The sequence below is a fragment of the Brucella sp. MAB-22 genome, from assembly GCF_025908475.1.
Lineage (GTDB): Bacteria > Pseudomonadota > Alphaproteobacteria > Rhizobiales > Rhizobiaceae > Brucella > Brucella anthropi.
Genome location: NZ_CP109781.1, coordinates 1,275,153 through 1,300,804, shown reverse-complemented (window position 1 = coordinate 1,300,804; position 25,652 = coordinate 1,275,153). Strand labels below are relative to the sequence as shown.

Sequence of the window (25,652 nt, the reverse complement as noted above, 5' to 3'; positions counted from 1 at the left end):
TCTAGAGAGGTAGAACAGTGTCCACCACAGAAAACAATTCATCGACGAGCTGGTTTGGCTCCGAACGTCGCAGACTGGTCATCCAGGAATATGGCATATTCATCGCCTTTCTGCTCCTGGTTACGATCCTCTCATTCTCCAACCAGTATTTCCTGACAGCAGGCAATATCTCCAACGTCCTGCTACAGACCTCGATCAACGGCATTCTCGCCATTGGCATGACCTTCGTCATTCTGACGCGTGGCATTGACCTCTCCGTTGGCTCGGTGGTGGCATTGGCCGGTATTGTCAGCGCCAGCTTTGCAACCACGTCGGCGACTGCGGGTGTTGCAGGCGCTCCCTATTCGCCATTTATAGCCATTCCCGTTGGTCTCTTGGTGGGCGTTGGCTGCGGCGCGCTCGTCGGCACGATTGTCTCGCGCTTCGCGGTTCCAGCCTTTGTCGCGACATTGGGCATGCTTTCCGCTGCGCGCGGCCTGACGCTCATCTATGGCGGTGGCAAGCCGGTGCCTGCTCTCATCCCGGATTTCCGCTGGATCGGAACCGGAAACATACTGGGTATTCCGGTTCCGGTTATTTTGCTCGCCGTCGTCTTTCTGGCATCGTGGTGGATCCTCAACCGTTCACGGTTCGGGCGCTATATCTATGCTGTCGGCGGCAATCCCCATGCTGCCAATACATCGGGCATCAATATTTCCCGGGTGCGTTTTTCGGTCTACGTCATCTCCGGCGGCCTTGCAGGTCTTGCAGGCATGATCCTGTCAGCTCGCACCGGCTCCGCCCTCCCGCAGGCCGGTATCAGCTATGAACTCGACGCCATCGCGGCGGTCGTCATTGGCGGCACCAGCTTGTCCGGCGGCGTCGGCCGCATCACCGGAACGCTCATCGGCGCACTCATCATTGGTGTCATGAACAATGGCCTCGATCTGATGGGCATCCAGTCCTACTACCAGCAGGTTCTGAAAAGCGCCTTGATCGTCGGCGCAGTCATGCTTGACCAGAAGCGCAACCAAAATGCGTGATCTACCCTGACTTGTAACAACAAACGTGCCGCCCGAACGGGGCCAATTATCAAAGGAGGAGAATGAAATGAAGAAACTTCTCATTGCGCTTGCCGCAGCATCTGCACTGATGGTGACACCATCTCTGGCACAGGACAAGAAACTCAAGATCGGCGCAGCACCATACGGGCTCAATGCAGAATTCATGCAGGTCTGGTCTGAAGCGCTGAAAAAACACCCTGCCGTGGAGAACGGAGAAGTCGATCTGACCATCTTCGACGGACGTTACGACGCTCTCGTGCAACAGGAACAATTCAACACGATGATCACGCAGAAATTCGATGCGATCATCTTCGTTCCTATTGACATCGAAGCGGGTGCTACGGCCGTTCAGGCAGCCAGCGATGCAGGCATTCCGGTTGTCGGCTCGAACACCCGCGTCAACTCCGAGCTGCTTGCCGCCTATGTCGGCTCCGACGATACGGTTTCGGGCTATATGGAAGCCAAGAACGTTCTCGACAAGATCGGCTGCAAAGGCAATGTCGTCATTCTGGAAGGCCCAATTGGGCAGTCCGCACAGATTTCCCGTCTGGAAGGTAACAAGAAGGCTCTTGCCGAATGCCCGGACGTGAAAGTTCTCGAAGACCAGACCGCGAACTGGTCTCGCGCTGAGGCCCAGACACTTATGGAGAACTGGCTGACGGCTCATCCCGGCCAGATCAACGGCGTGATCGGTCAAAACGATGAAATGGCACTGGGTGCAATCGAAGCGATCAAAGCCGCCAATCTCAAAGTGGGCGATTTTTCCATTGCCGGTATCGATGGCATTACCGATGCACTGCGTGCTGTCAAGGAAGGAACGATGACCTCCATCCTGCAGGACGCGAACGCTCAGGCGCAAGGCGCCCTCGACCTCGCGATCTTCCACGCCAAGAAGGGCGACTACAAACCTCAGTCCGATATCTGGGCCCAATATCCCGATATGCCTTTCAACGACGGCAAGGACAAGAACTACAATGTTCCATGGACGCCGGTGACGGCTGAGAACGTCGACAAGCTCCTGGAAAGCCGCAAGTAAAATTGTCTGGGCGGCCCGGCACACCCTCTCATGAAAAGTGTCATGAACGCGCCGGGCCATCAGGCTCACAATCCAGAACTCCGAGGCAAAAATGTCCGATCAAGCTCCCCAAATTGACCTGAACTTTCCTCTCACCGGAAAAATTGCCATCGTGACCGGAGGCGCTTCCGGCATTGGTGCTGCAATTTCCAAGGCTTTCATTGCCAAAGGAGCTAAAGTTGCTGTGCTGGACATTAGTGCCGACATAGCGAAAGCCAAAGCCGAGGAGCTTGGCGAAAACGCAAAGCCCTTCGTTTGCGATGTTTCCAACCAGCAATCGGTCAACGATGCGATCGCCAGCGTTATCGAACAACTCGGTGTTATCGATATTGCGGTCAACAGCGCCGGCGTGGTCTATCTGGCCCCGGCGGAAGATATATCGCTCGACTATTGGGACAAGACGATCAACATCAATCTCAAGGGAAGCTTTCTTGTCACTCAGGCCGTCGGTCGCACCATGATTGCGGCAGGCAAGGGTGGCAAGATTATCAATCTGGCTTCCCAGGCCGGAACCGTGGCCATTGAAGAGCATGTCGCCTATTGCGCGTCTAAGTTCGGCGTCATTGGCATGTCGAAGACATTTGCCGCCGAATGGGGCAAATATGGCATCTGCGTCAACACGCTTTCCCCGACCATCGTCCTCACCGAACTTGGCAAGAAAGCATGGGCTGGCGAAAAAGGTGAGGCCGCAAAGAAACGCATTCCGATTGGGCGCTTCGCATATCCGGAAGAAATCGCCGCCGCTGCAGTCTTCTTTGCCTCAGCTGGAGCAGACATGATTACGGGCGCCGATCTTCTGGTCGATGGCGGCTATACCATTCTTTGAGCCCGGCGCTCATTCACCTTATAGGAGATACCATGCAGCGCTTCATCAACAATCCGGACGAAGTCGTTGAGGATACTGTAAAGGGCTTTGTCAAAGCTCATTCCGACATCGTTCGACTTGCAGAAAACCCGCGTGTCATTGTCGCCAGAAACGCCCCTATCGCTGGCAAAGTCGGTGTCGTCACCGGCGGCGGTTCCGGTCACGAACCGGCATTCATCGGTTATACCGGCAAGAACATGCTTGACGCTGTAGCGGTCGGTGAACTGTTTTCCTCCCCCACGGCCAAGAGCTTCCATGACGCAATCCGCGAAGCTAATGGCGGCAAAGGTGTTGTCGTACTTTACGGTAATTATGCCGGTGACAACATGAACGTGAAGATGGCCACGAAACTTGCCGCCAAAGACGGTATAGAAGTTGCCACTATTGTCGCTAATGACGATGTCTGCTCAGCCCCGGTCGATGAACGTGAAAAACGTCGCGGCGTCGCTGGCGAGATATTCATGTGGAAGGTTGGCGGTGCAAAAGCGGCAACCGGAGCCACGCTCGAAGAGGTTCGCGCAACAGCTCAGAAGGCCATCGACAACTGCCGCTCAATCGGTGTTGGTCTCGGCCCATGCACATTGCCCGCAGTCGGACATCCGAATTTCGAGATTGCGCCGGGTACAATGGAAGTCGGTATTGGTCATCATGGCGAACCGGGCGTGCGGGTTGAGCCGCTTAAGTCTGCTGCCGAGGTAGCAAAAGACATGTGCCAGATCGTGCTTGACGATCATGCACTGGCAGAAGGTACCGAAGTCGCCGTTCTCATTTCAGGTCTCGGTGCAACACCGCTCAACGAACTTTATATTCTGAATGATACGATTGAGTCGGAAATTACCAAACGCGGCCTGAAAATCCATCGCACCTTTATCGGCAACTACTTCACGTCACTTGAAATGGTAGGAGCAACGCTGACAGTCATGGCGCTAGACAGCGAGCTGAAGGAATTGCTCGATGTCGAAGTGCAGTGCACCATCATTCTGTAAGGAAGAGACCTGTGCAAACACTTAATAACGCAACAGCCGGAGACATTGTACTCGCAATGGCCGACCGGATTGTCGAAAACCGCGCCTATCTCAGCGAAATTGATGGGAAAATCGGCGACGGGGATCACGGCGTCAACATGGCCAAGGGCTTCAACATGGCTGCTGAACGCCTGAAGGGAAAGAATGAAGCGCTGGCTGCTTCCCTCGATACGCTCGGCACGGTGCTCATGACCGAGATCGGCGGTTCGATGGGGCCACTTTATGGTGTTATGTTCACCGAATTTGCAGAAAAAATCGATGGGATCGACAATATCGATGCCGCTGCTTTCAGCCGTATGCTTCATGCCGGACTGGAGGGCATTCAGTCCATCGGTTCTGCCAAGGTTGGTGACAAAACCTTGCTGGATACGCTTGTGCCAGCGGTCGAAGCCTTCGATGAAGCCACTGCTACCGGAAAAACCTTTGCCGAGGCACTCGAAGCTCTGGTTGCTGCCGCTGAGAAAGGCCGCGACTCCACAATTGATCTGGTGGCGAAAATCGGTCGCGCCAGCCGTCTTGGCGAGCGATCACTGGGCGTACTGGATGCCGGAGCGACCTCATGTGCGATCATCCTTAAAGAGCTTTCCAATGGTGCGCGGGAACGATTGCAGTAATACGAGCATCTGCATTCAAATAGATTTGGCGCACTGTCGCGAAACCGGGCCGATCCGTTCTCCGACAGACTGAATCCGGTAGGAAACAAACAAAAACATTGTATTGCAGGGCAAGCCGGCAGATAGAAGGAAAAACCACGGGAATTAGTGCAAACAAGATGGCGTCAAACGGAAAAACAACCGCAAGCAAAATCGGACAGCTGGTCCCGACTGATGGCATTCCACTGCGATATGGCGACGATCCTTACGTCTGGGCTTGCTGGCTTTACTATGAAGATGGACGCACGCAAGGCGAAATCGCCGAAATCATGGGAATTTCGCGAGCCACGGTGAACAGCTATTTGGCAGATGCACGTAGCCGTGGCATCGTCAATATCTCGATCGAACCCGCACGCCTCAGTTCTCTTGCAATCGCGCAGGAACTCAAGCGTCATTTCGGTTTGAATGACTGTCTGGTGGTGCCCAATGACGACGGTGCACAGACTCTTATTGACCGGCTCGGGACAGCCGCAGCGCAGGCCATCGCCAAGCTTCTGAAATCGGGAGACACACTTGCTGTAGCCTGGGGACGAACAGTTCTCGCGATCGCCGAAAATACTCGCATATCCAACCTGCAGGACGTAACCGTCGTACAGGCGACAGGCGGAACGCGCGCCAGTTTTGCTTACACCCCCGAACTATGCGCGGCCGCCATGGCCCGGGCGACAAATGCACACCTCGTCAACATCACCGCGCCTGCCATCGTATCCAGTCCCGATGTAAAAGCGGCGATTATCGGAGAACCGATTATTGCGGAGCAATTTCAGGCGCTCAATCATGCGAACAAGGCACTGTTCGGCATTTCTTCGCTACGACCAAATTCGACAATTCACACCAGCGGCTTTTTTGAGAGCGTCTCTATACAGGATTATCTCACCAAGAATGCCGTCGGCGTCGTGGCTGGACGCTTCATCGATTCTTATGGGCAGCCCGTGTCCGGACCACTTGACGACAGGACCATCGGTATCACGCTCGACATGCTGCAAAACATCGACACGCGTATCGCCGTTGCGGGTGGCTTCGACAAGGTACCGGCAATTCTTGCAGCGTTGCGAGGCGGCTATGTCAATATTCTGATTACTGATGCTGCGACAGGGCGCGGCATTCTCAATGCGGACGGCGTGACAGAAATCGACAGCAAGCTTTCCCAGAAGCTGCGTGCAGAACCAACAGTCAATGTGTCCAGCCATTATCGTACGCATATCAAGAAATTTCTGAACAGCCCAGACGATGTCGTCGAGGAGATGCTTGACGGTGTTATCAAAGCGCACCGATCCTATCTTGCTCCGATCAAGGAATCGAAACGTGCACTCGTCGCACGTCAGGGTCCGCGCCAGGGAAAAGTTGGCCTGGTGATTGGCGGTGGGTCGGGACATGAACCCTGCTTTCTGGGTTATGTCGGCAAAGGTCTTGCCGATGCTGTAGCTATCGGCAATGTCTTTTCTTCCCCCCCGCCGGCCCCAATCCTTGAATGTGCCAAGGCGGCCTCCGGCGGAGAAGGCGTACTCTTCGTGTACGGTAATTATGTCGGAGACGTCATGAACTTCGAGATGGCTGCCGAAATGGCGCAAGAAGTTGCTATTCCGACGCGCACCGTTCTGACGACAGACGACATATCCTCTTCCCCCATAGAGGATCGCGATGGCCGTCGCGGTGTCGCGGGTAACTTCTTCATTTTCAAGGTGGCAGGTGCAGCCTGTGATCGGGGCATGTCGCTTGAGGCGTGCGAGGCGGTAACACGCAAGGCCAATCGGCGTACCTATACGATGGGTGTCGCGTTGGAGCCCTGCTCTTTGCCTCAGACGCGACGCCACAATTTTGAAATCGGTGCCGAGGAAATGGAAATCGGCATGGGTATTCATGGCGAACGGGGCGTTATCCGCGAAAAAATGATGCCAGCCGACGCTATTGTTGATCACATCATGGATCGGATTTTCAGTGAGATGAATGCGTCACCCGGAGACAGGGTGGCAGTGCTCGTAAATTCGTTCGGTTCAACGCCACTCATGGAACTGTACATCCTGTTCAGACGTGTCGAACAACGCTTAAGTGCTAAACAAATAACAATCGAAGCCAACTGGATCGGCCATTACTGTACATCGTTGGACATGAATGGAGCATCCATATCCATCATGCATCTCGATCAGGAATTGTCCGGCCTCCTATCACACCCTTGCGATACGGCTTTTCTTCGGATCAACTGACTAATGCCGCCTCCGGCGGATCATGAATTCCAGATCATCTGGGAGGTAAAAATGCAGGAAGCTGCAGCGCGTCGTCTTAGCCGAATGTTTCAGCTCATCGCCTTTTCCATGCAGGCGGAGAAAGAGCGACTTTCCGATCTCGACGGAGCTATCGGCGACGCGGATCACGGTATCACGATGGCTCTCGGCTTTTCAGCGGTGAATAGTGCGCTCGCAAAAATGGATCTCGAGAAAGCACTGCCCTCCGATATTTTCACTACTGCAGCATCCGCTTTTCTCGATGCCGTGGGTGCATCAACCGGACCACTTTATGCGACAGCATTCCGTCATGCATCAAAAGCGCTTAAATCACATGAAGCCCTCGATACTGAGGGACAAGCCATCATCGTAGAGGCGATGACATGTGGCATTCAGGAACGAGGAAAGGGCCAACGCGGCGATAAAACCATGTTGGATGCATGGATACCCGCGATGGAGGTAGCCATCGACGCGCGAACACACAGTCTGGCCAGCCAGGAAATGTGGAGCAAAATTCTCGAAGTCGCCGAAAAAGGTACGGATTCAACCCGCTCAATGGTCGCTACGCGGGGTCGAGCTGCCCGGCTGGGCGAGCGCTCGCTTGGGCATGTCGATCCCGGTGCGGCTTCCGCAATCATCATCCTGCGTGCAATGCGCGATAGCTTCACGGAAGCCAACTGACATCTTACCTACACCGCTTTCTATCAGGGATCGGACGCTTTCGATTACAACGCAACCACGTCACGAACGGGATGCGGTCAAACGTCGAATTCGAAAAGCAGAAACACTAATCGCAGGTGTCTACAAAACTGGGGCTTTTCAGTCTGAGCTAATGTTATATGCCATGTTAAGGGCAATTATCATGGCATCAAGCACTACGTCTGAATCGCTGACTTTATTGATTGTCGGGTTGAACTTAGAGATAGCGACGCGGATTGGCTGCGAGATAGAACGTATTGATCAGCGTGTTGATATCGAACACCGGCAAACCGGATTCAGCAGCCACATAGGACGAAAACGGGCACATATTGGTGCATTCAAACAGAATAGCGCCCGGATTTTCACAGCTTGCCATGAACTCCCGCGTCATTTCCAACATCTCTTCCTTCAGCACTTCCGTGTCAAGATAATCGCGGCCTTCAATATAGGTCTGCGGAAATTCAGCATTCTGCTTCATCCCCTGCACCTGCACGGGGATTACATCGGACGACCAGCCAACGCCTTTGAAATGTGCATCATTCATATGATGCGCGCGTTCGGTAAAGACGCCAATCACCTTGCCGGGCGCCAGCATTGCGTGGATGATCGGCGCCTGCATCAAGGATGAGGTGAAGACAGGAATGTTGACCGCTGCCGCGATATCTTTCTGGAACGGCCCCAAAAAACCACAGCTTGTGGTAATGGCGCGTACGCCCTCCGCTTCCAGTTCGCGTGCTGCATCAATAAAGGGTTCGATGAGTTTTGGATCAGGATTGTTGCCCATAATGCGTGTGGCATGCGCACCTTTTACTGTCTTGTAACGCACAGGAAAATCATAGGACAGCGCATTGCCGATATCGCCAGCCGGACGAGGAAAAATCGTGTCCAGCATCAGAACGCCGATCTGCTGGCCATAATTGGTGAAGCCACCTTTGAGCATCATAGTTTCATTCCTCTGAATTCAGGATAATTAGCAGCCGAAGCGTGCGGGCGAGAAGGCACGAGCGCTTTCGGAAGGTAAGTTGTTGATTTCATCGAGCACCATATCGGCGGTCTTGGGCGCAGCAGCGATCCCGATATGGCCGTGGCCGAAAGCTGCGATAATTCCCGGATGCTGAGTTAGTTTGCCTATCACCGGAACGCCATCTGCAGGCGATGGCCGATGCCCCATCCAGAGTTTGAGATTCTGCAGATCCTGCTTTGCCAGGTCGGGATAGCTCGCCAATGCGTGCTTGAGCAGCACCTCCGAGCGTCGCCAGTCCGGAGCTTTTTCCACCGTTGCCAGCTCTACCTGACCGGATAGACGCAAACCCATATTGGTCGGCGTATTACCCATCCGCCCAGTGCTCGGCATGATCGGGATATCAAAGGGAAGCTCGGCCATCGGCAAGGTTACATGATAGCCGCGCTCGCTTTGCATGGGCACATGCATGCCGAGATCGTGCATGATACGTCCAGAATGAATACCCGCTGCCAGCACGATGTGATCGGCGGCAATACTCTCATCATTATCGAGCACAACACGCGGCGAAACGCCGGTGAGGACTCTCACGACATTTCTTCGGATGAAGCGAACACCGGCTTTTTCAGCCTGCGCCGCGATACCCGCAACATAACCTCCTGTATCAAGACAATGCGCGCCTTCCGTCACATGAATGGCAAAACGATAGTTACTCCCAAGAGCAGGGATACGTTCGCGCAATTCTGCTTCCTGCCATTCGTCGAACAGAATGCCGTTATCACGGCGCAGCTGCCAGCTAAGCGCTTCAGCTTCAAAGGCTGCACGATCAGGATAGGCGTAAAGCAGGCCTTTCTGCACGATGAGATGTTCCTGCCCGGTCTTGCTGGCCAGCTCAAGGTGGCGTTTCGGTCCATCATGAAGCAACCAGTTGAGCTTAGCCGCAGTTTTTGTCACCCGCGATTTTGTGGCGCCAGCAAGCAGGAAACGCAGAAGCCATGGTGTCAGCCTAGGCACCGATTTCCAGTCAAGGGTCAGTGGCCCGTTGCGATCAAGCAGAAATCCGGGGACCTGTCGCCACAGGCCCGGCATACTCATGGGGATGATCGAGGCGGGACTGATCCAGCCACCGTTGCCATAGCTTGCACTTTGCTCACCACCCGGTTCTGAGCCGTCGCACAGCGTTACTTTCAGACCGGCTTCAGCGAGCCGCAAGGCGGTGGTGGAGCCGATAATGCCAGCCCCAACGACAATAACATTGCCTGTCATGACATTTATCCGTTCTGCGCGCGCATTTATGCGAGACCGCCATGGAAATGACTCAGAAACTCTCGGGTTGCAGCTTCGCGCGGCTCATTGATCACTTGACGAGCATCGCCGGTTTCAACGACGTAACCGTCCTGCATGAAGATGACCTTGTCGGCGACATCACGGGCGAAAGCCATTTCATGGGTCACAAGGATCATCGTCATGCCCTGCTCGGCCAGTTGCCGGATGACCGCCAGAACTTCACCGACCAGTGCCGGATCGAGAGCCGATGTAGCCTCGTCAAACAGCATCACATCGGGGCGCATTGCGAGCGCTCTCGCAATCGCCACACGCTGCTTCTGACCGCCTGAGAGCTGCTCTGGTCTGGCATCTGCACGGGCGGCAAGCCCAACCTTTTCCAGCAGTTCCATGGCCAGCTCGCGGGCAGCCTTTTTGTCCTGTTTGAGAACAGTGACCGGCCCGATCATAACGTTATCGAGAACGCTCATATGCGGAAACAGATTGAAGTTCTGGAACACCATGCCGGTATTGGCACGGAACGCCGCGAGATATTTGTCCTTGAGAGACACGCTCCCGGACGAGAAGTCTATTTTCTGCTCACCAATTGCGATGTAACCGGCATCAGGCAATGAAAGCAGATTGAGACTGCGCAGCAGTGTCGACTTTCCGGAACCGCTTGGCCCGATAAGCCCTACCACCTGCCCGCGCTCGACTGTGAGGCTGATATTGCGCAGCACCTCGATTTCGCCGAATGACTTTTTCAGCCCGCGTACTTCGATCATCGGTTCAGCGCTCATGGCTTATCTCCACAATGACGGTTCGCTCGATACGGTTCATCATTTCAGCCTGCCTTCCAGTCCATGAGCGAGCCGTGTCAGAGGGAAGAGAACGGCGAGATAAAGCACTGCAATCAGAGTGTAGGTTTCAAGCGGGCGATAGGTTGCCGAGGTGACGAGCTGGCCCTGATAAAGAAGGTCAGGCACAGCAAGAACCGATAAAAGCGATGTGTTTTTGAGCTGAAGCACGGACTGGTTGACCAGCGGCGGCACCATGCGGCGCAGTGCCTGTGGCAGAATGATCTTGCCCATGAGCTGGCCGCGGCGCATGCCGATTGCACGCCCTGCATCCCACTGCCCCGCATCAATGGAAACGATGCCGCCACGGATGATTTCTGCATAAAAGGCCGCGCCATAGAAGGTAAGCGTAATGAAAGCCGCCATGGCCGGCGAAATTTCAAATCCGATCAGCATCGGGAGTGCGTAGTAGCACCAGACCAGCTGCACCAGCACCGGCGTACAACGAAATATCTCAACGACCGTCATGATGGGGACGGTTATGATCTTGTTGCCGGAAAGCCTGCCGAGAGCAAAAACCGTTCCAACAAGAATGCCGGAAATCACAGTGATAACCGTGAAACCAACGGTGTAGCCAAGGCCCTGAAGGAATAATCCCCGATACTGCCAAAGTCCGGAAAAGTCCCATTGATAGTCCATTAATTCACTCTTTCTGACATCCCGGCAACGGCACGGGAAGACGTTGAGCTGAACAGCCAATGTCCAAGCGACAGAACATCGAATACCGGCAAGCCACAGGCTTTTGCGACGGCTTGAGCAAATGGCGGCATGTTCGTGCATTCAAGAACAACAGCACCAAGGTCGGGTTCGCGCGACTTCAACTCTCGCGTCGCATGTAGTATTTCAGCTTCAAGCGCAGCGCGATCATAAGTTCCACTGCCTTCAATCAGTTCACGAAAGGCCCCACCGTCTGGCATGCCAATCCGCGGCGTCCTGATGTCGGCGCCACAAGCAGCGAAGATCGCATCATCGAGGCTCGCTTCATCATAGGTGATCACACCCACTTTGCGTTGCGGCCCGATCAGTGTGCTTACCATCGGCAACTGGAGCAGGCTGGAAGTGGCAATCGGCACCGAAAGCTTTGCACTCAGCGCGCTTTGGTGGCGTGCCATGAAACCGCAAGACGTCACCAGCGCGCTGCAGCCTTCAGCAATCAAGGCTTCACCCGCAATGACGAAGTCTTCGATCAGTCCGGAGCCACCCTGACGAATGATCTTATCAGGCGATGCTCCTGTTACCTTTTTGAAACGCACTGGCATCTCCCAGGATGCCGGATTGCCGACATCTCCAGGCAGACGCGGAAAGCCGGTGTCAAGCATGATGACACCGAGTGATTTTTGCTCGAGCTGCATGATGGTGGACGCGTCAGAACTTCAAAGTTGGCGGCAGGTCAGATGGCTGCACGCCAACAAGCGAGAGGCTGCTGACGATCCACTCATTGACCTTGCCCTCCTCGCGACGCTTTTTGAGCCAAACATCAACGTAGTCGCGGAATTCGCCCTTTTCGTCTTTACGCACACCAATCGTCGTTGGCTGGCTATCCAGCGGCTCCGGAACAAAAACCTTAAATTTGTTGCCAAGCTTGTGCGCCGTCACCACAGACATCAGCGCAACCTGCACAATCGCATCGGCCCGGCCAGACTGTAGTGCGATAACTGTTTCATCCGCACCCTTGAGCGCAACGAGCGTGCAATTAGGTAAGGTTTTGCGGGCGAAAAGATCCTGTGTGGAACCGAGATCAACCGTGACGCGGATTTCCGGCTTGTTCAATTCTTCCCAATTTTTGATCTCGCGGTCCGCACTGGTGATGACGGTGAAGACGTTATCCATCATGGCTTCGGTGAAATCGACGGATTTCGCGCGTTCTGGATTATTGCTGAGGGCAAACATGATGTCGATTTTGCCGCCCTGAAGGTCCATGACGGAATTACCCCAGGTGGTTTCGACCATTTCGAGCGGAACACCAATATATTCCGCCAAGTCCCTGCCCATGGAAACGCAGAAGCCGTCCCATTCGCCGGTGGCGAGATTTTTTTGATAATAAGGTGGCGTGCCATTAAATACACCGATACGCAGAGCACCCCGGTCCTTGATGGATTTCAGTGTCACACCTTCTTCGACAGCCCACGAAAAGCCGGGGGCAAGCATGACAGCAGTACCACCCAAAAGCGTTGTCTGGATAAACTTACGTCTATTCATTGTTGTTTCCCTCTTTTTGAATCGAGCATTCCGTCGAATATTATTGGGCGCTTGAATGCGCCAAACTGCTTTCTCTATTAAACTTATTGGAAAGTACCACCGAGTAACTGACGTTCTCGATTCCTTCGATTTGTGCCAGCTCCTCGATGAGTGCTTCCAGATCTTCGAGAAATCCGACATGAACCCGGCACAATATGTTGGCCGGGCCACTAATAGCATCAGCGGTCAGGATTTCCGGATAGGCATGCAACGTTGCAAATAGACGCTGCACAATGCGTTGCGAGGCTGTGATAAACAAATAGGCGGAAATGCTGTTGTTGTCCTTTGCCCGGCGAACGATAGCCCGATATCCCAATATGACGCCGCGACGCTCCAGACGGCCTATCCGCTCCTGAACACTTGATCGGGCAAGACCCACGCGACGCGCCAGTTCACTCGCCGGGAGACGTGCGTTTTCCTCCAGGATACTGACCAGATTTCGGTCGATACTATCACCGTAGTCCATCGTGTTCCCTTATGTTTATTTTTAATGAGAATGCGGCGCTTTCTCATCAAATAAAAGCATTGAAAATTGGATTAAGCATGACTTAAACTCATGATGAAATTCAGAGGTATCCAATGCGCCGCTTTCTTCCATCCCTTTCGGCTCTGCACGCTTTCGATGCTTCGGTACGCTATCTGAGCTTCACGCGCGCATCGGAAAATCTTGGGATGACGCAAAGTGGCGTCAGCCGCCAGATACAAAATCTTGAATCTTTTCTTGGGCTTAAACTGTTTGAACGCGCTGGACCGCGGCTGGTTCTGACCGAAGAGGGGCAGAGCTATTACGAGGAAGTTTCGCGCATTCTGGCAAAGCTTGAAGAAGTGTCGATGGATGCAGTCCGTGGATATAAAACGCAAAGCCTGCTCAAAGTGGGCTTGCCGCCGACACTGATGCGGAAATGGGCGCCGGGTATTATCAGCACCTTTGCGAGATCTCATCCGCAGATTTGGTTTGAGGTGTTTCCCTGCTCCCACGATCTCGACTGGGGGAAGTCCGATCTCGATCTGGCCGTACTGCGTGGCATCGGCAACTGGGCCAATGTGCGTAGCCATTTGCTTTTCGATGAAGAGCTCGTCGTGATCGGATCGCCTGACATTGTGCCCAAAAACGGACTGTCCGGAGATGTCGAATTGCTCGATTTCCCACTGATCCAGAACTCAAACAGACCCAGCCTGTGGCTGCATTGGCTGCGCGGCGCGGGTATCCATTACAACAAACGTATCTTTGGTCCGCGTCTGCCAACGCATGACGTTATTATCGAATGTGCTGTTGCAGGTATGGGGCTCGCCATCGCGCCCAGAATTTTCGTACAGGAGGAGTTGCGGTCAGGAAAACTCAAACTGGCACTTGAGCGCGTGCAGGCATCTGGCGAGAGCTATTTTCTTTGCTCAGCGCAGGCACGGCAGGGTTCAAAAAATGTCCGGCTGTTCCGCGATTGGTTTATTGCTGAAGCAAAACGCCACAAGCATTCTCTGCCTGTGGCGCCGTAAATAATGGCAGTCAAAAACGGCTCAGACGTAGGAGCGTTCAACCGGTTTCAGATTAAGCGGGTCTTCACCGCGCTTTAAAAGCCATGAATAGACCGGCGGTACACGGTCAGCGATCGATTCAACATGAATATCGACAAAGCAAGGGCCATCCTTCCACGCGAAAGCTTCCGCCAAGGCTATATCAACCTCATCGGCGGTTTTTGCCGTCCATGCTTTCAGGCCATAAGCTTCGGCAATGGCTTGCCCCTTTGGCGCAAGAAAGTCGACGCCAAAACATTGATTGTGCCCCTTCAATCTATGCAAACCTTTGATCCAGCCAAATGTCGCGTTGTTGAACAGGATCAGAATGGCCGGCACCTGCAAGCGCACCAGCGTTTCAAGCTCGCCCACCGTCATGCCGAAAGAACCATCGCCAAACAATCCGATGGGACGCTTGTCTGGATCGGCACGCCATGCACCCACCGTAGCTGGAAGTGCTGATCCAAGACCACCAAAAGCACGCGGAATAGCAAACCGTGTTTCCTGATCGTTGATCTTCAAGAAACGTGTCATATAGGGCGTTGGTGTACCTGCGTCAGAGTAAATCAGGGCTGGCTGTCCCGATTGACTCAATGCATCATTGAAGGAACGCACAACCCGTTCAGGACGCAAAGGCACACGCTCGTCATTCAAAGCTTCCTCAGCATGTTCCCAGAATATGCGCCTGCGAGCATTCAATTCCTCGATCCAGCCATCGTGCTTTTTCGGTTCAATCGTCAGCTCGATCTGCAGTAATTCTTCAAGAACCAGCAATGCATCGCCCTGAATGGAGAGCAAATTCTCATAGTTGTTGGCCATGATCTCGGGCGAAATATCGATCTGTGCAAGGCGCCGATTAAGTGAGATCTTGGGAAAGGTCCAGCCAATCGTCACGACAGAGCCGATGCGTGATCCGACAAACAGGGTAAAATCAGAATGTTCCAATGCCCAATTGGCATGGGGATGATAGCCATTGTCGCCGATCACCCCGATGGCCAGACGATGATCGTCATCAATCGCGCCCTGCCCCGTCATCGTCGTACACATGGGAATGTTGTATTTCTCGGCCAGCCTTGAAATCTGATCGCCCGCTCTGGCACGATTGACGCCGCCACCGGCAACGATCAAAGGTCGTTCCGCCTTTGCAATCAGTTCGAGCAGTTCATGTAGCTTCTGTTTTGGCGGCAGTGTCGGGAAAGCCGGGAAGGTTTTGCACTCTTCCTCAATGTGCAGTGAAATGCGCGCGGGATCGACCTCAGCGAGAAGCATGTCCTCGGGGATCTGGAGATGCACCGCACCCGGTTTACCGGAACAAGCGACGCGAAACGCGCGACGGATGATTTCCGGCAATTTCTCCGCTGACTTCACCTGAACGGACAGCTTGGTCACGGGCTCAAACAGTTTGGCGCAATCAAGCTCGGTGAGAACACCACGCCCTTCTCCCGGCAAAGGAATATCGATGGTCAAAAGGATAACAGGTATCGATGATCCATTCGATTCAGCGACAGGTGGCAGCGAATACATAGCACCCGCACCTGACGGACACTCGAAAACACCGGGCTTATTGGAAAAACGGCCATAGGCATCCGCCATATAACCGGCAGAGCGTTCATCCCGCGCCATAACATGGCGGATTTCACCTTCACGTTGCTGGAGCGCTTCATAAAAAGGCACGTTGGTATCGCCCGGCACCCCGAAGATTGTCTCCACGCCATAGCCAATCAACATTTGGACCAAAATATCCGCGCCGCGCATTCCACAACTCCTTCAGAAACTGACGGCCGAGAATAGACGCTATCATTTTCGGGCTGAACCATCGGATCGACGGCCGTAGCATATCAATGCCGACGAAACGCAGGTGTGGGGCGGCATGATCGCAAAAAGCGCACTAATTTTGATGCGACCGGACCTGAATCATGAAACTTATGAGTGTTTTAGACGCCGGCTGTCGTAGAACACAGCTTCTGTAGTGATTTGTCTGTTGGCTGATTTACGTTGCTTCTCAACTAGAACTAAACACGTTTTTGTGGCAAGCAAGAATCCAGAGGAGATAAAGTCCACCCAATAGTCCGGTCGTAAGACCAATCGGCATTTTGATGCCGAATGGCACATGCTGGCTTAACAAGTCAGCGCCGACCAGAAGGGTAGCCCCCATGAGCGCGCCCGATATCAGTGGGACATTCGAACTCGCTGTCAGACGCCGGGCCAGCTGTGGCGCTGCCAGAGCGACGAAGGCAATCGGTCCGGCGGATGCGGTAGCAACAGATGTCAGGGTGACCGCGACCAACACCATTGTCAGACGCGTACGCTCCGGCTGGATGCCGAGCTGGCATGCTGCATCATCGCCCATTTCCAGCAGATTGACAGATTTGGCGTAGTAAAGTGCCAACGGCATGGTTACCGCGAATCCGGCCATCGCCGGGACAGCATGTGCCCAGCTTCTTGTATTGAGTGACCCCGATAGCCAGAGTTGGGCCGACGCGGCCTGGTCCAGATCGCCCGCGACCAGAAGTACAGTGTTGATGCCCGAAAGGACGGCCCCCACACCGATTCCGACGAGGATGAGCCGATAGCCGCCTGTCCGGCGCCCTTTGACAGCCAACACAAACACAAGGACTGCCGCCGCCATTCCACTTGCAACGGCTGAAAGCGCTGTTTCAAGCGGACCGGCATTGAACAATATGATCTGTGCGATTGCACCCGTTGCAGCACCCGTCGTAAAGCCGATCACATCGGGTGATCCAAGGGCATTGCGCGAGATTGATTGGAAGATCGAGCCCGCCATGCCGAGTGAAGCCCCCACAAACAAGGCCGTGACAAGGCGAGGCAAACGTACGCGCTGGATTATGCGGTCGGCGGTCGCATTGTCGCTTCCACCAAGAAGACTCGAGACGACCTGGGAAGAGCTGAATGACATTGTACCTGTTGCGATATGGAAAACCGCAAGCAACAGGATGGCTGCAAGCAAGAGGCAGCAGATCATCAATGGGCGCGATTTCCAGCGAACAGAAACAGGACCTATTCGCAACATATTCATTGAACTGCTCATAGTTTCGTCAGCCGGAATTTGCGTACGACAAAGATGAAGAATGGCCCGCCGATCAACATGGAGACAATCCCGGCTGCAACTTCCGAAGGTGCTGCAATCAGCCTGCCGATAATGTCAGCGCCTAGCAGCAGGATGGACGCCAGCAAAGCGGAATATGGCAGTATCCAACGATAGTCCGGGCCAGTGATGGTCCGGGCCAAATGAGGAGCAACCAGTCCGACGAACGCGATGGGGCCAGCTCCAGCAGTGGCGGAACCTGCCAGAAGCATTACGGAAAGACAGGCCAAAAGCCAGGTTACATGCAGGTTGACGCCCAGCGCAGCACCAAAATCCCTGCCCAGCGCCATTGCATTCAGGTTACCGGCGATCGACATCGCCACTGCAAGCCCTGCGATGACTGCCGGAGCCAGAATGGCGACGACATCAAGGCCGCGCCCCTCAACTGAGCCTGCGGCCCAGTGACGAAACTGATCAAGGACAGCGAGCGGTGCATTGATGACAACAATGCCCGTGACCGATGCAAGCACAACCGACAATCCGGCTCCGGCCAGCACCAGTTGCACGGGATTGTTCGCTTTGCCGTGGGCGTCTCCGAGAATGAAGACGGCAATTCCTGCAAGACCAGCGCCCGCAAATCCGAACCAGACATATTGCGCCATTGTCGTCAGGTTAAAGGTCACGATCCCCAGAATGACAGCGACGGCTGCACCTGCATTGATCCCCAGCAGTCCCGGTTCGGCGAGCGGATTGCGCGTCACAGCCTGCATGATAGCGCCAGCGGTTCCAAGAGCCATCCCTGCAATGATTGCAACGATGGTGCGCGGGATACGCAGTTCGCGAATGACAAGATGTTCGTTGTTCGAAAAATCAGGCTGCCATAGCGCATGGATGGTCTCGCTAAGGGCGATTGACCGGGAGCCCAGAGCAAGGCTGCAAAGCGCCATTGCGATCAAAACGACGGCGGCAACAATAAGGCCCCGAACACGCCTCTTCTGCAATGGCATGACAAACTGCATCCCGTTTGACGTCATTTGCGAAAATTGGACGCGACAGCCTCGATCATCTGGAGACCGGAATAATAGTCGATACGGAAAGAAGATGGTCCGAGAGGATAGACGTTATGATCGCGGACCGCAGGAAGGTTCGCCAATACTGGATCTTCCAGCAATGCCTGGACGTCATTTTGTGAACCGCGCAAAAGGAAAATGCTCTTGCCTGTGATCGCTGCCGAAAGGTTCTCGTGGGAAATGAAATCGAAATCGGACCGGCGTGTGACATCCTTGGCTACCGTGTCGGGCAAGCCATCGACCTTGAAACCCAATGCTTGCAGAAGCTGTGACTGCGGGCTCGAAATTCTGCCGACCGAGTAACTGTTGCCAATATTGTAGCCGACGATTGTGACCGGTTCGCTGGGCGGCGTAATCGTTGCAGCCACTTCTGCAACCTTGGCGTCGAAACGAGCGATCGTCGCGCCGGTCCCATCTTCCAACCCCAACGCCGTGCCGAGCTCAGTAGCAATCTCCTGCCAGCTCTGGTTGGAATAATTGACGACCAGCGTTGGAATACCTTGCGCTTTCAATTCACTGTAATGTTGGACGACACTATCCGCTCCGGTCGCCGATGCGATCAGCAGATCCGGTTCAAACCCGATAATGGCTTCCATGTCGAATTCGAGATTGGGATATAGCACTTCAACGCCGCGCTCATCGGCGACTTCTGCCCATTGAAGGAAGAAGCCCTTGTTATCTGTCAGCGGGCTTGGGGTCGTGGCGGCCGTCGCAACCAGAGGAGCGCCCATGGCCAGCAGAATGCCGGTTATACTGGGCGTGGTCGATACGATGCGAACGGGTTTGGCTTTCAGTGTGATTTCGCCCGCTTCATGCTCTACGGTGCGTGGCCAGACCTGCTCGGCGGCCATAACTGTCCGATATGGAGAAAACAGTATGACCATGGTGGCGAGAAGCAAGAAAATCGGACGTGCGGCTTGCATGGCTATTCTCCACCGACGCAAATTGGAAATCTTCAGACGGAAAGCTTTCCGAACGAATGCGCTACCAGCCAGCGTTTCGAATAGGAAAACACTGCGCCGTTATCGAACGAGGAGCGAGCGGTCTGCTTCAGCTTCGAAAACTGGAGCTGATTACTCCATATTGCAGAATGCGTTCTACAATGCAATACGAACAGCCTCGTGATTTCTCAAGGGACCAGCCATGATGCAACGCCTGCATGCGGACGCCGTTACATTGCGCTACAACGATCAGATTGTCGTCGAGAACTTGTCAGTCATTATTCCCGATACGTCTTTCACCGTCATTGTCGGCCCCAATGCGTGCGGGAAGTCCACATTGCTGCGTGCCTTGTCACGATTGCTTGCACCGGCCAGTGGAAAAGTCGTGCTGGATGGCAGGAATATAAGCCAATTTCCGGCAAAGGAAGCTGCGCGCAGGCTCGGTCTTCTTCCGCAAACCTCGGTTGCTCCCGATGGCATCACCGTTGCCGATCTGGTGTCACGCGGTCGTTATCCGCATCAGTCCTTTCTGCGACAATGGTCGGTGAAAGACGAAGAAGCGGTAGCACTCGCCATGGAAGCCACCCGCATTTCCGACCTCGCCAACCGTTCAGTCGACGAACTTTCCGGCGGACAGCGTCAGCGCGTCTGGATTGCGCTTGTGCTGGCCCAGGAAACACCGATCCTTCTGCTCGATGAACCGACAACCTATCTCGATATCGCGCATCAGATCGAACTTCTGGAATTGCTGGCGGAACTTAACCGCGAGGGCCGGACTGTCGTTGCCGTACTACACGATCTCAATCATGCCTGCCGATATGCTTCACATCTGGTGGCCATGCGAAACGGGGCGATCATGGCGGAAGGCGCTCCATCCGAGATCGTTACAGAAAAGCTGATGGAAGATGTGTTCGGCCTTGCATCGGTAATCATTACCGATCCGGTTTCGGGAACGCCGCTCGTCGTCCCCCGAGCAACGCCCTCGCAATCTCCGTGACATTTCAATCGCTGGCGTCGCCACCCTCCCCGTCTACGATCCTTCCGCCAGTTGCCTGATTGACCAGTGACGCTTCATGAAAGAGCGCTCTCCGCTCGTCCTCGCTTCGCAATTGTCCAAGATCGGCCACCGTCGTCATGACGCAGACGATTTCCCGCTGCGCGTCGAAGACCGGGGCGGCTTGCCCTGTCACATTTGAAAGAAGATGGCTGGTCATTTCGGACCATCGTTCGTTGCGCACCTGTTCCAGCAGTGACTTTGCCGGCGGGCTGCCCCGAAAGTGAGCTGGCTGTACCTTACGCGCTGCATCGACCATAGCCTTGGGTAGAAAAGCCTGAAAAACCAGACCGCAAGCCGTATTATCGATGGGCAATGTGTCTCCCAGCGCCAGCGGATTGACCGAGAAATACGCACTTCGATACCAGCGCACGAGTGTCGGGCCACGATCTGTCCAGATAGCAACACCACCGCTGACGGCATGTCGTTGCGAAAGGGCCTTCATGTGTTGCGCCGCAATCTCCACAGCGTCCACACGTTTCAAGGCGCCTATGCCGATGCTCAGCGCAGTCGGCCCCAGATCGTAAAGACCGCTTGCAGCGTCCTGTTTTGCAAGGCCTTCCTTGACGAGGCTCTGCAGATAACGATGCGCTGTCGAGCCGCCCGTCTTTGCCCGCCGGGCGACTTCGCCCAACGCAAGTTCGGTTTCCGCATTGGCCAGAATCCGGAGAAAGCGCGCGGCAATGGAAACCGACTGTATTGTACCCGAGCGTTTTTCACTCGTGGTGTCGCTGTCATCGGACAGGTCGTTCTCGTTCAAATGCTTTGCCTCCTCCTCGGTAATAGCAAATCGATGTTTAGCGACAAGCCGTTGGAAAGTCATGCCCTCTGCGTTGTGAATGCGATGGGCAGACCTTGAGGGTTTTGAGCCGAATTGAATTGCCTCTCCCTCACTGTTGCGGGCATGCAACACATATCGGAGGCTTGATATTATACTGTATTGCGGTATGCATTCCTTATTGCGGAATGATGCCCTTATGCTTTAACAGAACATGACTAATATACTCATGTTTGGGGCGACTTATGAATATCCGTTTGAATCGTGGCTTGATGTCCAGCGCCAGTGCACTCACGCTGGCGGTGTTTGTGGTAACGCCTGCGCTTGCCCAGGAGGCTGCGAAAGCCAGCTCCGACGCGATCGTGCTTGATACTGTGGTCGTGACGGGGGAAAAAGTCGCGCGCGACATCAAGAACACGGCGTCATCGGTCACCGTCATTTCGGCCAAGGAAATCGACAAGGAAAAGACAGGCGATTCATCCGTGGCTGAAGTGATCGCGAACGTCCCAAACGTCATCTATACTGATAATGTCGGCGCTCCCATCATTCGCGGGCAGGATACGCAGGGCCCAAACACAGGGCAGAACGTGTTCTGGGGCGGCACCGTGCCGCGCGCCACGATCAATCTCGATGGGCATTATCTGAATTATAACGAATACTATTTCGGCGCGACTTCGGTGTGGGATCTCGACAGCATCGAAGTGTTCCGTGGCCCGCAGACGACATCTCAGGGTGCCAATGCAATTGCAGGTGCGATCATCGTGAACACCAAGGACCCGGTATTCACGCGCGAAGGTGCTTATCAGGTCGAGATCGGCAATTACAACACCAAGCGCACCTCAATCATGCTGAACAGCCCCATCTACAAGGATGAGCTGGCAGCGCGCCTTGCAATCGACTATTCGGGCCGTGATACCTTCATCGACTATATCAGCCCCAACTTCATTTCCGAGAAGACAAATCAGGATTTCGAGGCCCTGAATGCGCGGCTGAAACTGCTATGGGAACCGGCAGAGATTCCCGGCCTTACGGCAAAGCTGACCTATTCCCACAATCGATCCAACCGTCCAAGCCAGGAAGCAGCGTCCGCACCATTCGACGAGCTCGAACATCTAACCACGACCATGCCAAGCTGGAAGCAGGATACCAATACAGGCATCCTTGATGTTGGCTATGATTTTGGCAATGGCGTGAAATTCTACAACCAAGCACAATATTCGGCGTCGTCGGTGCATCGACATACCGGAATTGCGAATAACGGCAAGGCCGATATCAATCAGAAGAACATTTCCAATGAGTCTCGTATCACGTTTGGCGAGCAGGAAGACGTCATCAGCGGTGTCGCCGGTATTTTCTACGCCAACACCAAGTCGGACGAGTTCATGCTGCTTCAAGGCACGACGACATTTGACGATACGAAAGACAATCTGGGGCTTTTTGCCGAAGTAAGCTACCGGCTCGACGACCAGTGGACGTTGACCGGTGGGCTTCGTTACCAGCAGGATCGTGTACAGCGCATCGGAAAATCGGCGCTAGCGCCAACGCCACTCGATTACGACGAAACATTCTCCGCGCTCTTGCCAAAAGTATCGCTGGCATATGCTGTCACACCCGATCTGACGATCGGAGCACTGGTCAGCAAGGGTTACAACCCCGGCGGGGTTTCCCTCAATCTCAATTCAAGGCAGTGGAAGCCTTTTGAGGATGAGACGCTGTGGAACTACGAGTTGTTCACGCGCGCCAATCTGCTCGACGACAAGCTCACGCTGACAGGCAATCTGTTCTACATGGACTTCAAGAACGCCCAGTACAACATTCCTGTCGTCGTCTCTCCCGGTGTGGCGCAATCCTATACGATCAATGCCGAAAAGGCTCATGCCTATGGTCTTGAAATGGGGCTCGACTATCAGCTTTTGTCTAATCTGACGATCAAGACAAGTGCTGGTATTCTCCGCACCGAAATCGACGAAATTTCGAGCAATGTGAGCTATGAGGGCAACGAGTTCGCCAAATCTCCCGGTTATATGTTCAGCATCGGTGCGAGCTGGGATGCAACGGAAAAGCTCAATATCTCCGGACAGGTTCGCCACACTGACGGCTACTATTCCGACCTTGCCAATACACCGACCTATGTCGTGGACGCCTATACGATTGCCGATGCGCGTGTGAGCTATGATTTCCATGAATCACTGCAGCTTTACGGCTATGTGAAGAATATTTTCGACGAGCGCACCCCGACCTATCTGCAGCAGAACCGCGGCATTGGTGGCATCGAGGCAAGCATGACCATGCCGCGCACATTCGGCGTCGGCATCAAGGGCACGTTCTAAGTATTTAGTAAACCCGCCAATCCAGCCGGTCACATCCGTGGCCGGCACAGCCTTTTATATACATTAACGGGAGCCCGAAATGGGTGAGCAACGGAAACTTCACATTGGTATGTCGCTGGCACCGACCTGGCTGAGTGGCGACGGGTGGCGGCATCCGGACAGCAACATCGAGGGGACACTCGGATCAGATTTCTATATCGATATCGCCCGGCGAGCCGAGGCGGCGAAGCTTGATTTCGTATTCCGTCCCGATAGCCTTTTCATGAACCATCAGATCATGGAAACCACTCCGGGCTTCGGCAGCATGGATGCGACGCTCGTCATGGCAACGCTGGCGCGGGAGACTTCGCATATCGGTCTTCTGACCACGATATCGACAACTTTCATGCCGCCTTATGTCGTTGCCCGTCAGGTCCAGTCCCTGCACTGGCTCAGCAATGGCCGGGCCGGGTGGAATATTGTCACGGCACTCGATGGCAACGAGAATTTCGGTTTGACGGAAATGCCTTCATCCGACGAACGCTATGCAAAGGCAGCCGAATTTACCAGCGTCGTGCGTGACTTATGGAAGAGTTTTCCCGGATCGGCCTTGAAACGTGATCGTGAAAGCGGCCGCTTTGCAGATACGGCAGCCATAAATCCGATAGATCACGACGGTACCTATTACCGGGTTAAAGGTCCGCTCAATGTCCCTTCTGTTCAGGATGCTCCCATCCCGCTTATTCAGGCTGGCGCGTCACCGGCAGGGCGCGACTTCGCGGCATCCGTTGCCGACGCCGTCTTTTCCGCGACCCCGGATATGGAAGCGGCAATCGATCTTCGCCGCAATCTTCGTGACCGTGCGCAATTCCATGGCCGAAAGTCGGACGACGTTCGCCTGCTTCCCGGTCTCAGCCTCTATCTGGCATCAACGCGGAAAGAAGCGGAAGAACTTTTCGCCTACACGCATGCGCGAGGTGATCGCGCTCGCAAAATCGCATTCATCCGTGAGATGACCGGTCTCGACCTATCCGAATGGCCCGCAAATCGTCTCATTCGACCAGCCGACCTGCCACCCCCACCCGAAAAGGTCCGAAGCAAAACCCATGCGGGATTGCTTCGGCGTTTGCTGCAACGTGAGGAGCTTTCGCTTGATGAGCTCTTGCGCAGACCCGAGGTCATCAGCGCCGCACATTGGCAGGTGATCGGGACGGTTGAGGATGCAGCCAAAGAGATTCGCAAATGGTTTGAAGCAGGCGCAATCGACGGCTTCATAACCGCACCCGGTGGCTCAACCGGCTCCATGAGGCTCGCCCTTGACGAACTTATGCCGAGGCTCAGCGCAGAAGGGTTACTGCGTTCAGAATATTCAGGAAATACCTTCTTCGGACATCTCACGGAGTAAGGTGATTTTGGTACAAAAGGTGGATGGACTTTTAGAGGACAACTTCCAGCCGAGTTGTTTCCGATGTCTTAGACATTCAGCACCGCAGACTGAAGTCAGTCAAGATTATCGCCCCACTCGATAACCATTATATCCCTGCTCTTGAACGAGATATGAACCGCCAACTGGTCATCAATTTTGTGAATGGCCGGAATGGAGCCAGGAATGGACTATCAGCTTGCGGCTTCCAAGATGGCGATAGCGCACGTTCTGCCCTATTAAGAGCGACATGCGGTTTTTGGGCACCGGAGGGAGAAAACGGGCACACCAGCGCGAGCTTAGATTAGAAACGAAAACAACGCCTTATGAGATTCCAAGCATATTCTCGAGCTTTCTTCTGAGTACTAAGCGATCCGATTAATGTCAACATTTCGCCTGAAGAGCGACAACCTTCTTAGTGTTTAGTTGCCGGCTCTTGGTTGAGGGCGAACAGGCCGGCAAGCACGTCCTCTTCCGTCAAGTCGACCGCCAAACCGTATGCTGCAGCTACAACCTCATCCAGAGCCTCGTGTTCAAGGCCCCACCAAGTAGGATGTTCGTTACATAGGTTTGTCAGCGTCCGCTTTTTCAATATTTTCTGCTTCTTCGTCAACAGGA

General features: G+C 54.3%; 24 protein-coding genes. 11 read left to right on the top strand and 13 right to left on the bottom strand.

Annotated features, from left to right (window positions below):
• Nucleotides 1-17: 17 nt before the first annotated feature.
• From OHI65_RS05910 to dhaL (OHI65_RS05880), 7 genes are all read left to right on the top strand, one after another.
• Nucleotides 18-1,022, top strand: a complete 1,005-nt coding sequence (locus tag OHI65_RS05910) for an ABC transporter permease (RefSeq protein ID WP_264358535.1) — start codon at nucleotides 18-20, stop codon at nucleotides 1,020-1,022.
• A 67-nt stretch (nucleotides 1,023-1,089) separates the two neighbouring features.
• The gene (locus tag OHI65_RS05905; RefSeq protein WP_125335704.1) at nucleotides 1,090-2,079 is read left to right on the top strand and encodes a substrate-binding domain-containing protein; all 990 of its coding nucleotides are present in this window, start codon (nucleotides 1,090-1,092) and stop codon (nucleotides 2,077-2,079) included.
• Nucleotides 2,080-2,170: 91 nt separating this feature from the next.
• A complete protein-coding gene (locus OHI65_RS05900; RefSeq protein WP_125301026.1) occupies nucleotides 2,171-2,944 on the top strand; it encodes an SDR family oxidoreductase in 774 nt (257 codons plus the stop codon).
• A 32-nt stretch (nucleotides 2,945-2,976) separates the two neighbouring features.
• Nucleotides 2,977-3,969, top strand: a complete 993-nt coding sequence (locus OHI65_RS05895) for a dihydroxyacetone kinase subunit DhaK (RefSeq protein ID WP_125301027.1) — start codon at nucleotides 2,977-2,979, stop codon at nucleotides 3,967-3,969.
• 11 nt (nucleotides 3,970-3,980) lie between these two features.
• Nucleotides 3,981-4,622: a dihydroxyacetone kinase subunit DhaL gene (dhaL, locus tag OHI65_RS05890; RefSeq protein ID WP_012093400.1), complete on the top strand. Its 642-nt coding sequence runs from the start codon at nucleotides 3,981-3,983 to the stop codon at nucleotides 4,620-4,622.
• A gap of 158 nt (nucleotides 4,623-4,780) precedes the next feature.
• On the top strand, nucleotides 4,781-6,865 hold the full coding sequence (locus OHI65_RS05885; RefSeq protein ID WP_012093401.1) for a bifunctional sugar-binding transcriptional regulator/dihydroxyacetone kinase subunit DhaK: 2,085 nt from the start codon (nucleotides 4,781-4,783) through the stop codon (nucleotides 6,863-6,865).
• Nucleotides 6,866-6,916: 51 nt separating this feature from the next.
• A complete protein-coding gene (gene dhaL, locus OHI65_RS05880; protein ID WP_125301028.1) occupies nucleotides 6,917-7,564 on the top strand; it encodes a dihydroxyacetone kinase subunit DhaL in 648 nt (215 codons plus the stop codon).
• A 235-nt stretch (nucleotides 7,565-7,799) separates the two neighbouring features.
• On the opposite strand, the gene OHI65_RS05875 is transcribed toward dhaL (OHI65_RS05880), so the two are convergent.
• The 7 genes from OHI65_RS05875 to OHI65_RS05845 are packed head-to-tail and all read right to left on the bottom strand — an operon-like array spanning nucleotide 7,800 to nucleotide 13,367.
• On the bottom strand, nucleotides 7,800-8,525 hold the full coding sequence (locus OHI65_RS05875; RefSeq protein ID WP_125301029.1) for an aspartate/glutamate racemase family protein: 726 nt from the start codon (nucleotides 8,523-8,525) through the stop codon (nucleotides 7,800-7,802).
• 27 nt (nucleotides 8,526-8,552) lie between these two features.
• A complete protein-coding gene (locus OHI65_RS05870) occupies nucleotides 8,553-9,809 on the bottom strand; it encodes an NAD(P)/FAD-dependent oxidoreductase (protein ID WP_125301030.1) in 1,257 nt (418 codons plus the stop codon).
• Between the two features lie 26 nt (nucleotides 9,810-9,835).
• Complete coding sequence (locus OHI65_RS05865) at nucleotides 9,836-10,606, bottom strand: amino acid ABC transporter ATP-binding protein (protein WP_114048058.1); 771 nt, start codon at nucleotides 10,604-10,606, stop codon at nucleotides 9,836-9,838.
• Nucleotides 10,607-10,645: 39 nt separating this feature from the next.
• Entirely contained in the window at nucleotides 10,646-11,302 is a 657-nt protein-coding gene (locus OHI65_RS05860; RefSeq protein ID WP_010659256.1) for an amino acid ABC transporter permease, read from the bottom strand.
• Nucleotides 11,302-12,015, bottom strand: a complete 714-nt coding sequence (locus OHI65_RS05855) for an aspartate/glutamate racemase family protein (protein WP_114048059.1) — start codon at nucleotides 12,013-12,015, stop codon at nucleotides 11,302-11,304. The genes OHI65_RS05860 and OHI65_RS05855 overlap by 1 nt, the downstream gene beginning before the upstream one ends.
• A 13-nt stretch (nucleotides 12,016-12,028) precedes the next feature.
• Nucleotides 12,029-12,862, bottom strand: a complete 834-nt coding sequence (locus OHI65_RS05850) for a transporter substrate-binding domain-containing protein (protein ID WP_125301031.1) — start codon at nucleotides 12,860-12,862, stop codon at nucleotides 12,029-12,031.
• A 40-nt stretch (nucleotides 12,863-12,902) separates the two neighbouring features.
• Entirely contained in the window at nucleotides 12,903-13,367 is a 465-nt protein-coding gene (locus tag OHI65_RS05845; RefSeq protein WP_012093409.1) for an Lrp/AsnC family transcriptional regulator, read from the bottom strand.
• Nucleotides 13,368-13,480: 113 nt separating this feature from the next.
• On the opposite strand from OHI65_RS05845, the gene OHI65_RS05840 reads away from it, so the two are divergent.
• Entirely contained in the window at nucleotides 13,481-14,395 is a 915-nt protein-coding gene (locus OHI65_RS05840; RefSeq protein ID WP_125301032.1) for a LysR substrate-binding domain-containing protein, read from the top strand.
• Between the two features lie 21 nt (nucleotides 14,396-14,416).
• Here OHI65_RS05840 and OHI65_RS05835 read toward each other — a convergent pair whose 3' ends face one another.
• The 4 genes from OHI65_RS05835 to fepB form a co-directional block, all read right to left on the bottom strand.
• Nucleotides 14,417-16,168: a thiamine pyrophosphate-binding protein gene (locus OHI65_RS05835; RefSeq protein ID WP_125301033.1), complete on the bottom strand. Its 1,752-nt coding sequence runs from the start codon at nucleotides 16,166-16,168 to the stop codon at nucleotides 14,417-14,419.
• A 247-nt stretch (nucleotides 16,169-16,415) separates the two neighbouring features.
• Nucleotides 16,416-17,450, bottom strand: a complete 1,035-nt coding sequence (locus OHI65_RS05830; RefSeq protein ID WP_235824419.1) for a FecCD family ABC transporter permease — start codon at nucleotides 17,448-17,450, stop codon at nucleotides 16,416-16,418.
• Between the two features lie 8 nt (nucleotides 17,451-17,458).
• On the bottom strand, nucleotides 17,459-18,466 hold the full coding sequence (locus OHI65_RS05825; RefSeq protein ID WP_012093413.1) for a FecCD family ABC transporter permease: 1,008 nt from the start codon (nucleotides 18,464-18,466) through the stop codon (nucleotides 17,459-17,461).
• Between the two features lie 23 nt (nucleotides 18,467-18,489).
• Complete coding sequence (gene fepB / locus OHI65_RS05820; protein WP_012093414.1) at nucleotides 18,490-19,452, bottom strand: Fe2+-enterobactin ABC transporter substrate-binding protein; 963 nt, start codon at nucleotides 19,450-19,452, stop codon at nucleotides 18,490-18,492.
• A 220-nt stretch (nucleotides 19,453-19,672) separates the two neighbouring features.
• Here fepB and OHI65_RS05815 point away from each other — a divergent pair, with 220 nt between their 5' ends.
• Nucleotides 19,673-20,467 (top strand): ABC transporter ATP-binding protein, encoded by a 795-nt coding sequence (locus OHI65_RS05815; RefSeq protein ID WP_125301035.1) that lies wholly within the window; start codon nucleotides 19,673-19,675, stop codon nucleotides 20,465-20,467.
• 4 nt (nucleotides 20,468-20,471) lie between these two features.
• On the opposite strand, the gene OHI65_RS05810 is transcribed toward OHI65_RS05815, so the two are convergent.
• Nucleotides 20,472-21,284: an IclR family transcriptional regulator gene (locus OHI65_RS05810; RefSeq protein ID WP_264358534.1), complete on the bottom strand. Its 813-nt coding sequence runs from the start codon at nucleotides 21,282-21,284 to the stop codon at nucleotides 20,472-20,474.
• A gap of 263 nt (nucleotides 21,285-21,547) precedes the next feature.
• Here OHI65_RS05810 and OHI65_RS05805 point away from each other — a divergent pair, with 263 nt between their 5' ends.
• Both OHI65_RS05805 and OHI65_RS05800 read left to right on the top strand, forming a co-directional pair.
• On the top strand, nucleotides 21,548-23,632 hold the full coding sequence (locus OHI65_RS05805; RefSeq protein ID WP_125301036.1) for a TonB-dependent receptor: 2,085 nt from the start codon (nucleotides 21,548-21,550) through the stop codon (nucleotides 23,630-23,632).
• Between the two features lie 79 nt (nucleotides 23,633-23,711).
• Nucleotides 23,712-25,016, top strand: a complete 1,305-nt coding sequence (locus tag OHI65_RS05800; RefSeq protein ID WP_012093418.1) for an NtaA/DmoA family FMN-dependent monooxygenase — start codon at nucleotides 23,712-23,714, stop codon at nucleotides 25,014-25,016.
• A 433-nt stretch (nucleotides 25,017-25,449) separates the two neighbouring features.
• Here the strand turns inward: OHI65_RS05800 and OHI65_RS05795 are convergent, their stop codons facing one another.
• Nucleotides 25,450-25,647, bottom strand: coding sequence for a hypothetical protein (locus OHI65_RS05795; RefSeq protein ID WP_125301037.1), 198 nt, complete (start codon nucleotides 25,645-25,647; stop codon nucleotides 25,450-25,452).
• Nucleotides 25,648-25,652: the final 5 nt, after the last annotated feature.

Bases quoted from the DNA above. Each gene is read 5' to 3' on its own strand.
- OHI65_RS05895 (WP_125301027.1), top strand. From the start codon at position 2,977: ATGCAGCGCTTCATCAACAATCCGGACGAAGTCGTTGAGGATACTGTA.
- OHI65_RS05815 (WP_125301035.1), top strand. From the start codon at position 19,673: ATGATGCAACGCCTGCATGCGGACGCCGTTACATTGCGCTACAACGAT.
- OHI65_RS05865 (WP_114048058.1), bottom strand. From the start codon at position 10,606: ATGAGCGCTGAACCGATGATCGAAGTACGCGGGCTGAAAAAGTCATTC.
- OHI65_RS05885 (WP_012093401.1), top strand. From the start codon at position 4,781: ATGGCGTCAAACGGAAAAACAACCGCAAGCAAAATCGGACAGCTGGTC.
- OHI65_RS05830 (WP_235824419.1), bottom strand. From the start codon at position 17,450: ATGAATATGTTGCGAATAGGTCCTGTTTCTGTTCGCTGGAAATCGCGC.
- OHI65_RS05850 (WP_125301031.1), bottom strand. From the start codon at position 12,862: ATGAATAGACGTAAGTTTATCCAGACAACGCTTTTGGGTGGTACTGCT.
- OHI65_RS05900 (WP_125301026.1), top strand. From the start codon at position 2,171: ATGTCCGATCAAGCTCCCCAAATTGACCTGAACTTTCCTCTCACCGGA.
- fepB (WP_012093414.1), bottom strand. From the start codon at position 19,452: ATGCAAGCCGCACGTCCGATTTTCTTGCTTCTCGCCACCATGGTCATA.
- OHI65_RS05800 (WP_012093418.1), top strand. From the start codon at position 23,712: ATGGGTGAGCAACGGAAACTTCACATTGGTATGTCGCTGGCACCGACC.
- OHI65_RS05835 (WP_125301033.1), bottom strand. From the start codon at position 16,168: ATGCGCGGCGCGGATATTTTGGTCCAAATGTTGATTGGCTATGGCGTG.
- OHI65_RS05845 (WP_012093409.1), bottom strand. From the start codon at position 13,367: ATGGACTACGGTGATAGTATCGACCGAAATCTGGTCAGTATCCTGGAG.
- OHI65_RS05875 (WP_125301029.1), bottom strand. From the start codon at position 8,525: ATGATGCTCAAAGGTGGCTTCACCAATTATGGCCAGCAGATCGGCGTT.
- OHI65_RS05870 (WP_125301030.1), bottom strand. From the start codon at position 9,809: ATGACAGGCAATGTTATTGTCGTTGGGGCTGGCATTATCGGCTCCACC.
- OHI65_RS05805 (WP_125301036.1), top strand. From the start codon at position 21,548: ATGAATATCCGTTTGAATCGTGGCTTGATGTCCAGCGCCAGTGCACTC.
- OHI65_RS05860 (WP_010659256.1), bottom strand. From the start codon at position 11,302: ATGGACTATCAATGGGACTTTTCCGGACTTTGGCAGTATCGGGGATTA.
- OHI65_RS05855 (WP_114048059.1), bottom strand. From the start codon at position 12,015: ATGCAGCTCGAGCAAAAATCACTCGGTGTCATCATGCTTGACACCGGC.
- OHI65_RS05905 (WP_125335704.1), top strand. From the start codon at position 1,090: ATGAAGAAACTTCTCATTGCGCTTGCCGCAGCATCTGCACTGATGGTG.
- dhaL (WP_125301028.1), top strand. From the start codon at position 6,917: ATGCAGGAAGCTGCAGCGCGTCGTCTTAGCCGAATGTTTCAGCTCATC.
- OHI65_RS05825 (WP_012093413.1), bottom strand. From the start codon at position 18,466: ATGCCATTGCAGAAGAGGCGTGTTCGGGGCCTTATTGTTGCCGCCGTC.
- OHI65_RS05840 (WP_125301032.1), top strand. From the start codon at position 13,481: ATGCGCCGCTTTCTTCCATCCCTTTCGGCTCTGCACGCTTTCGATGCT.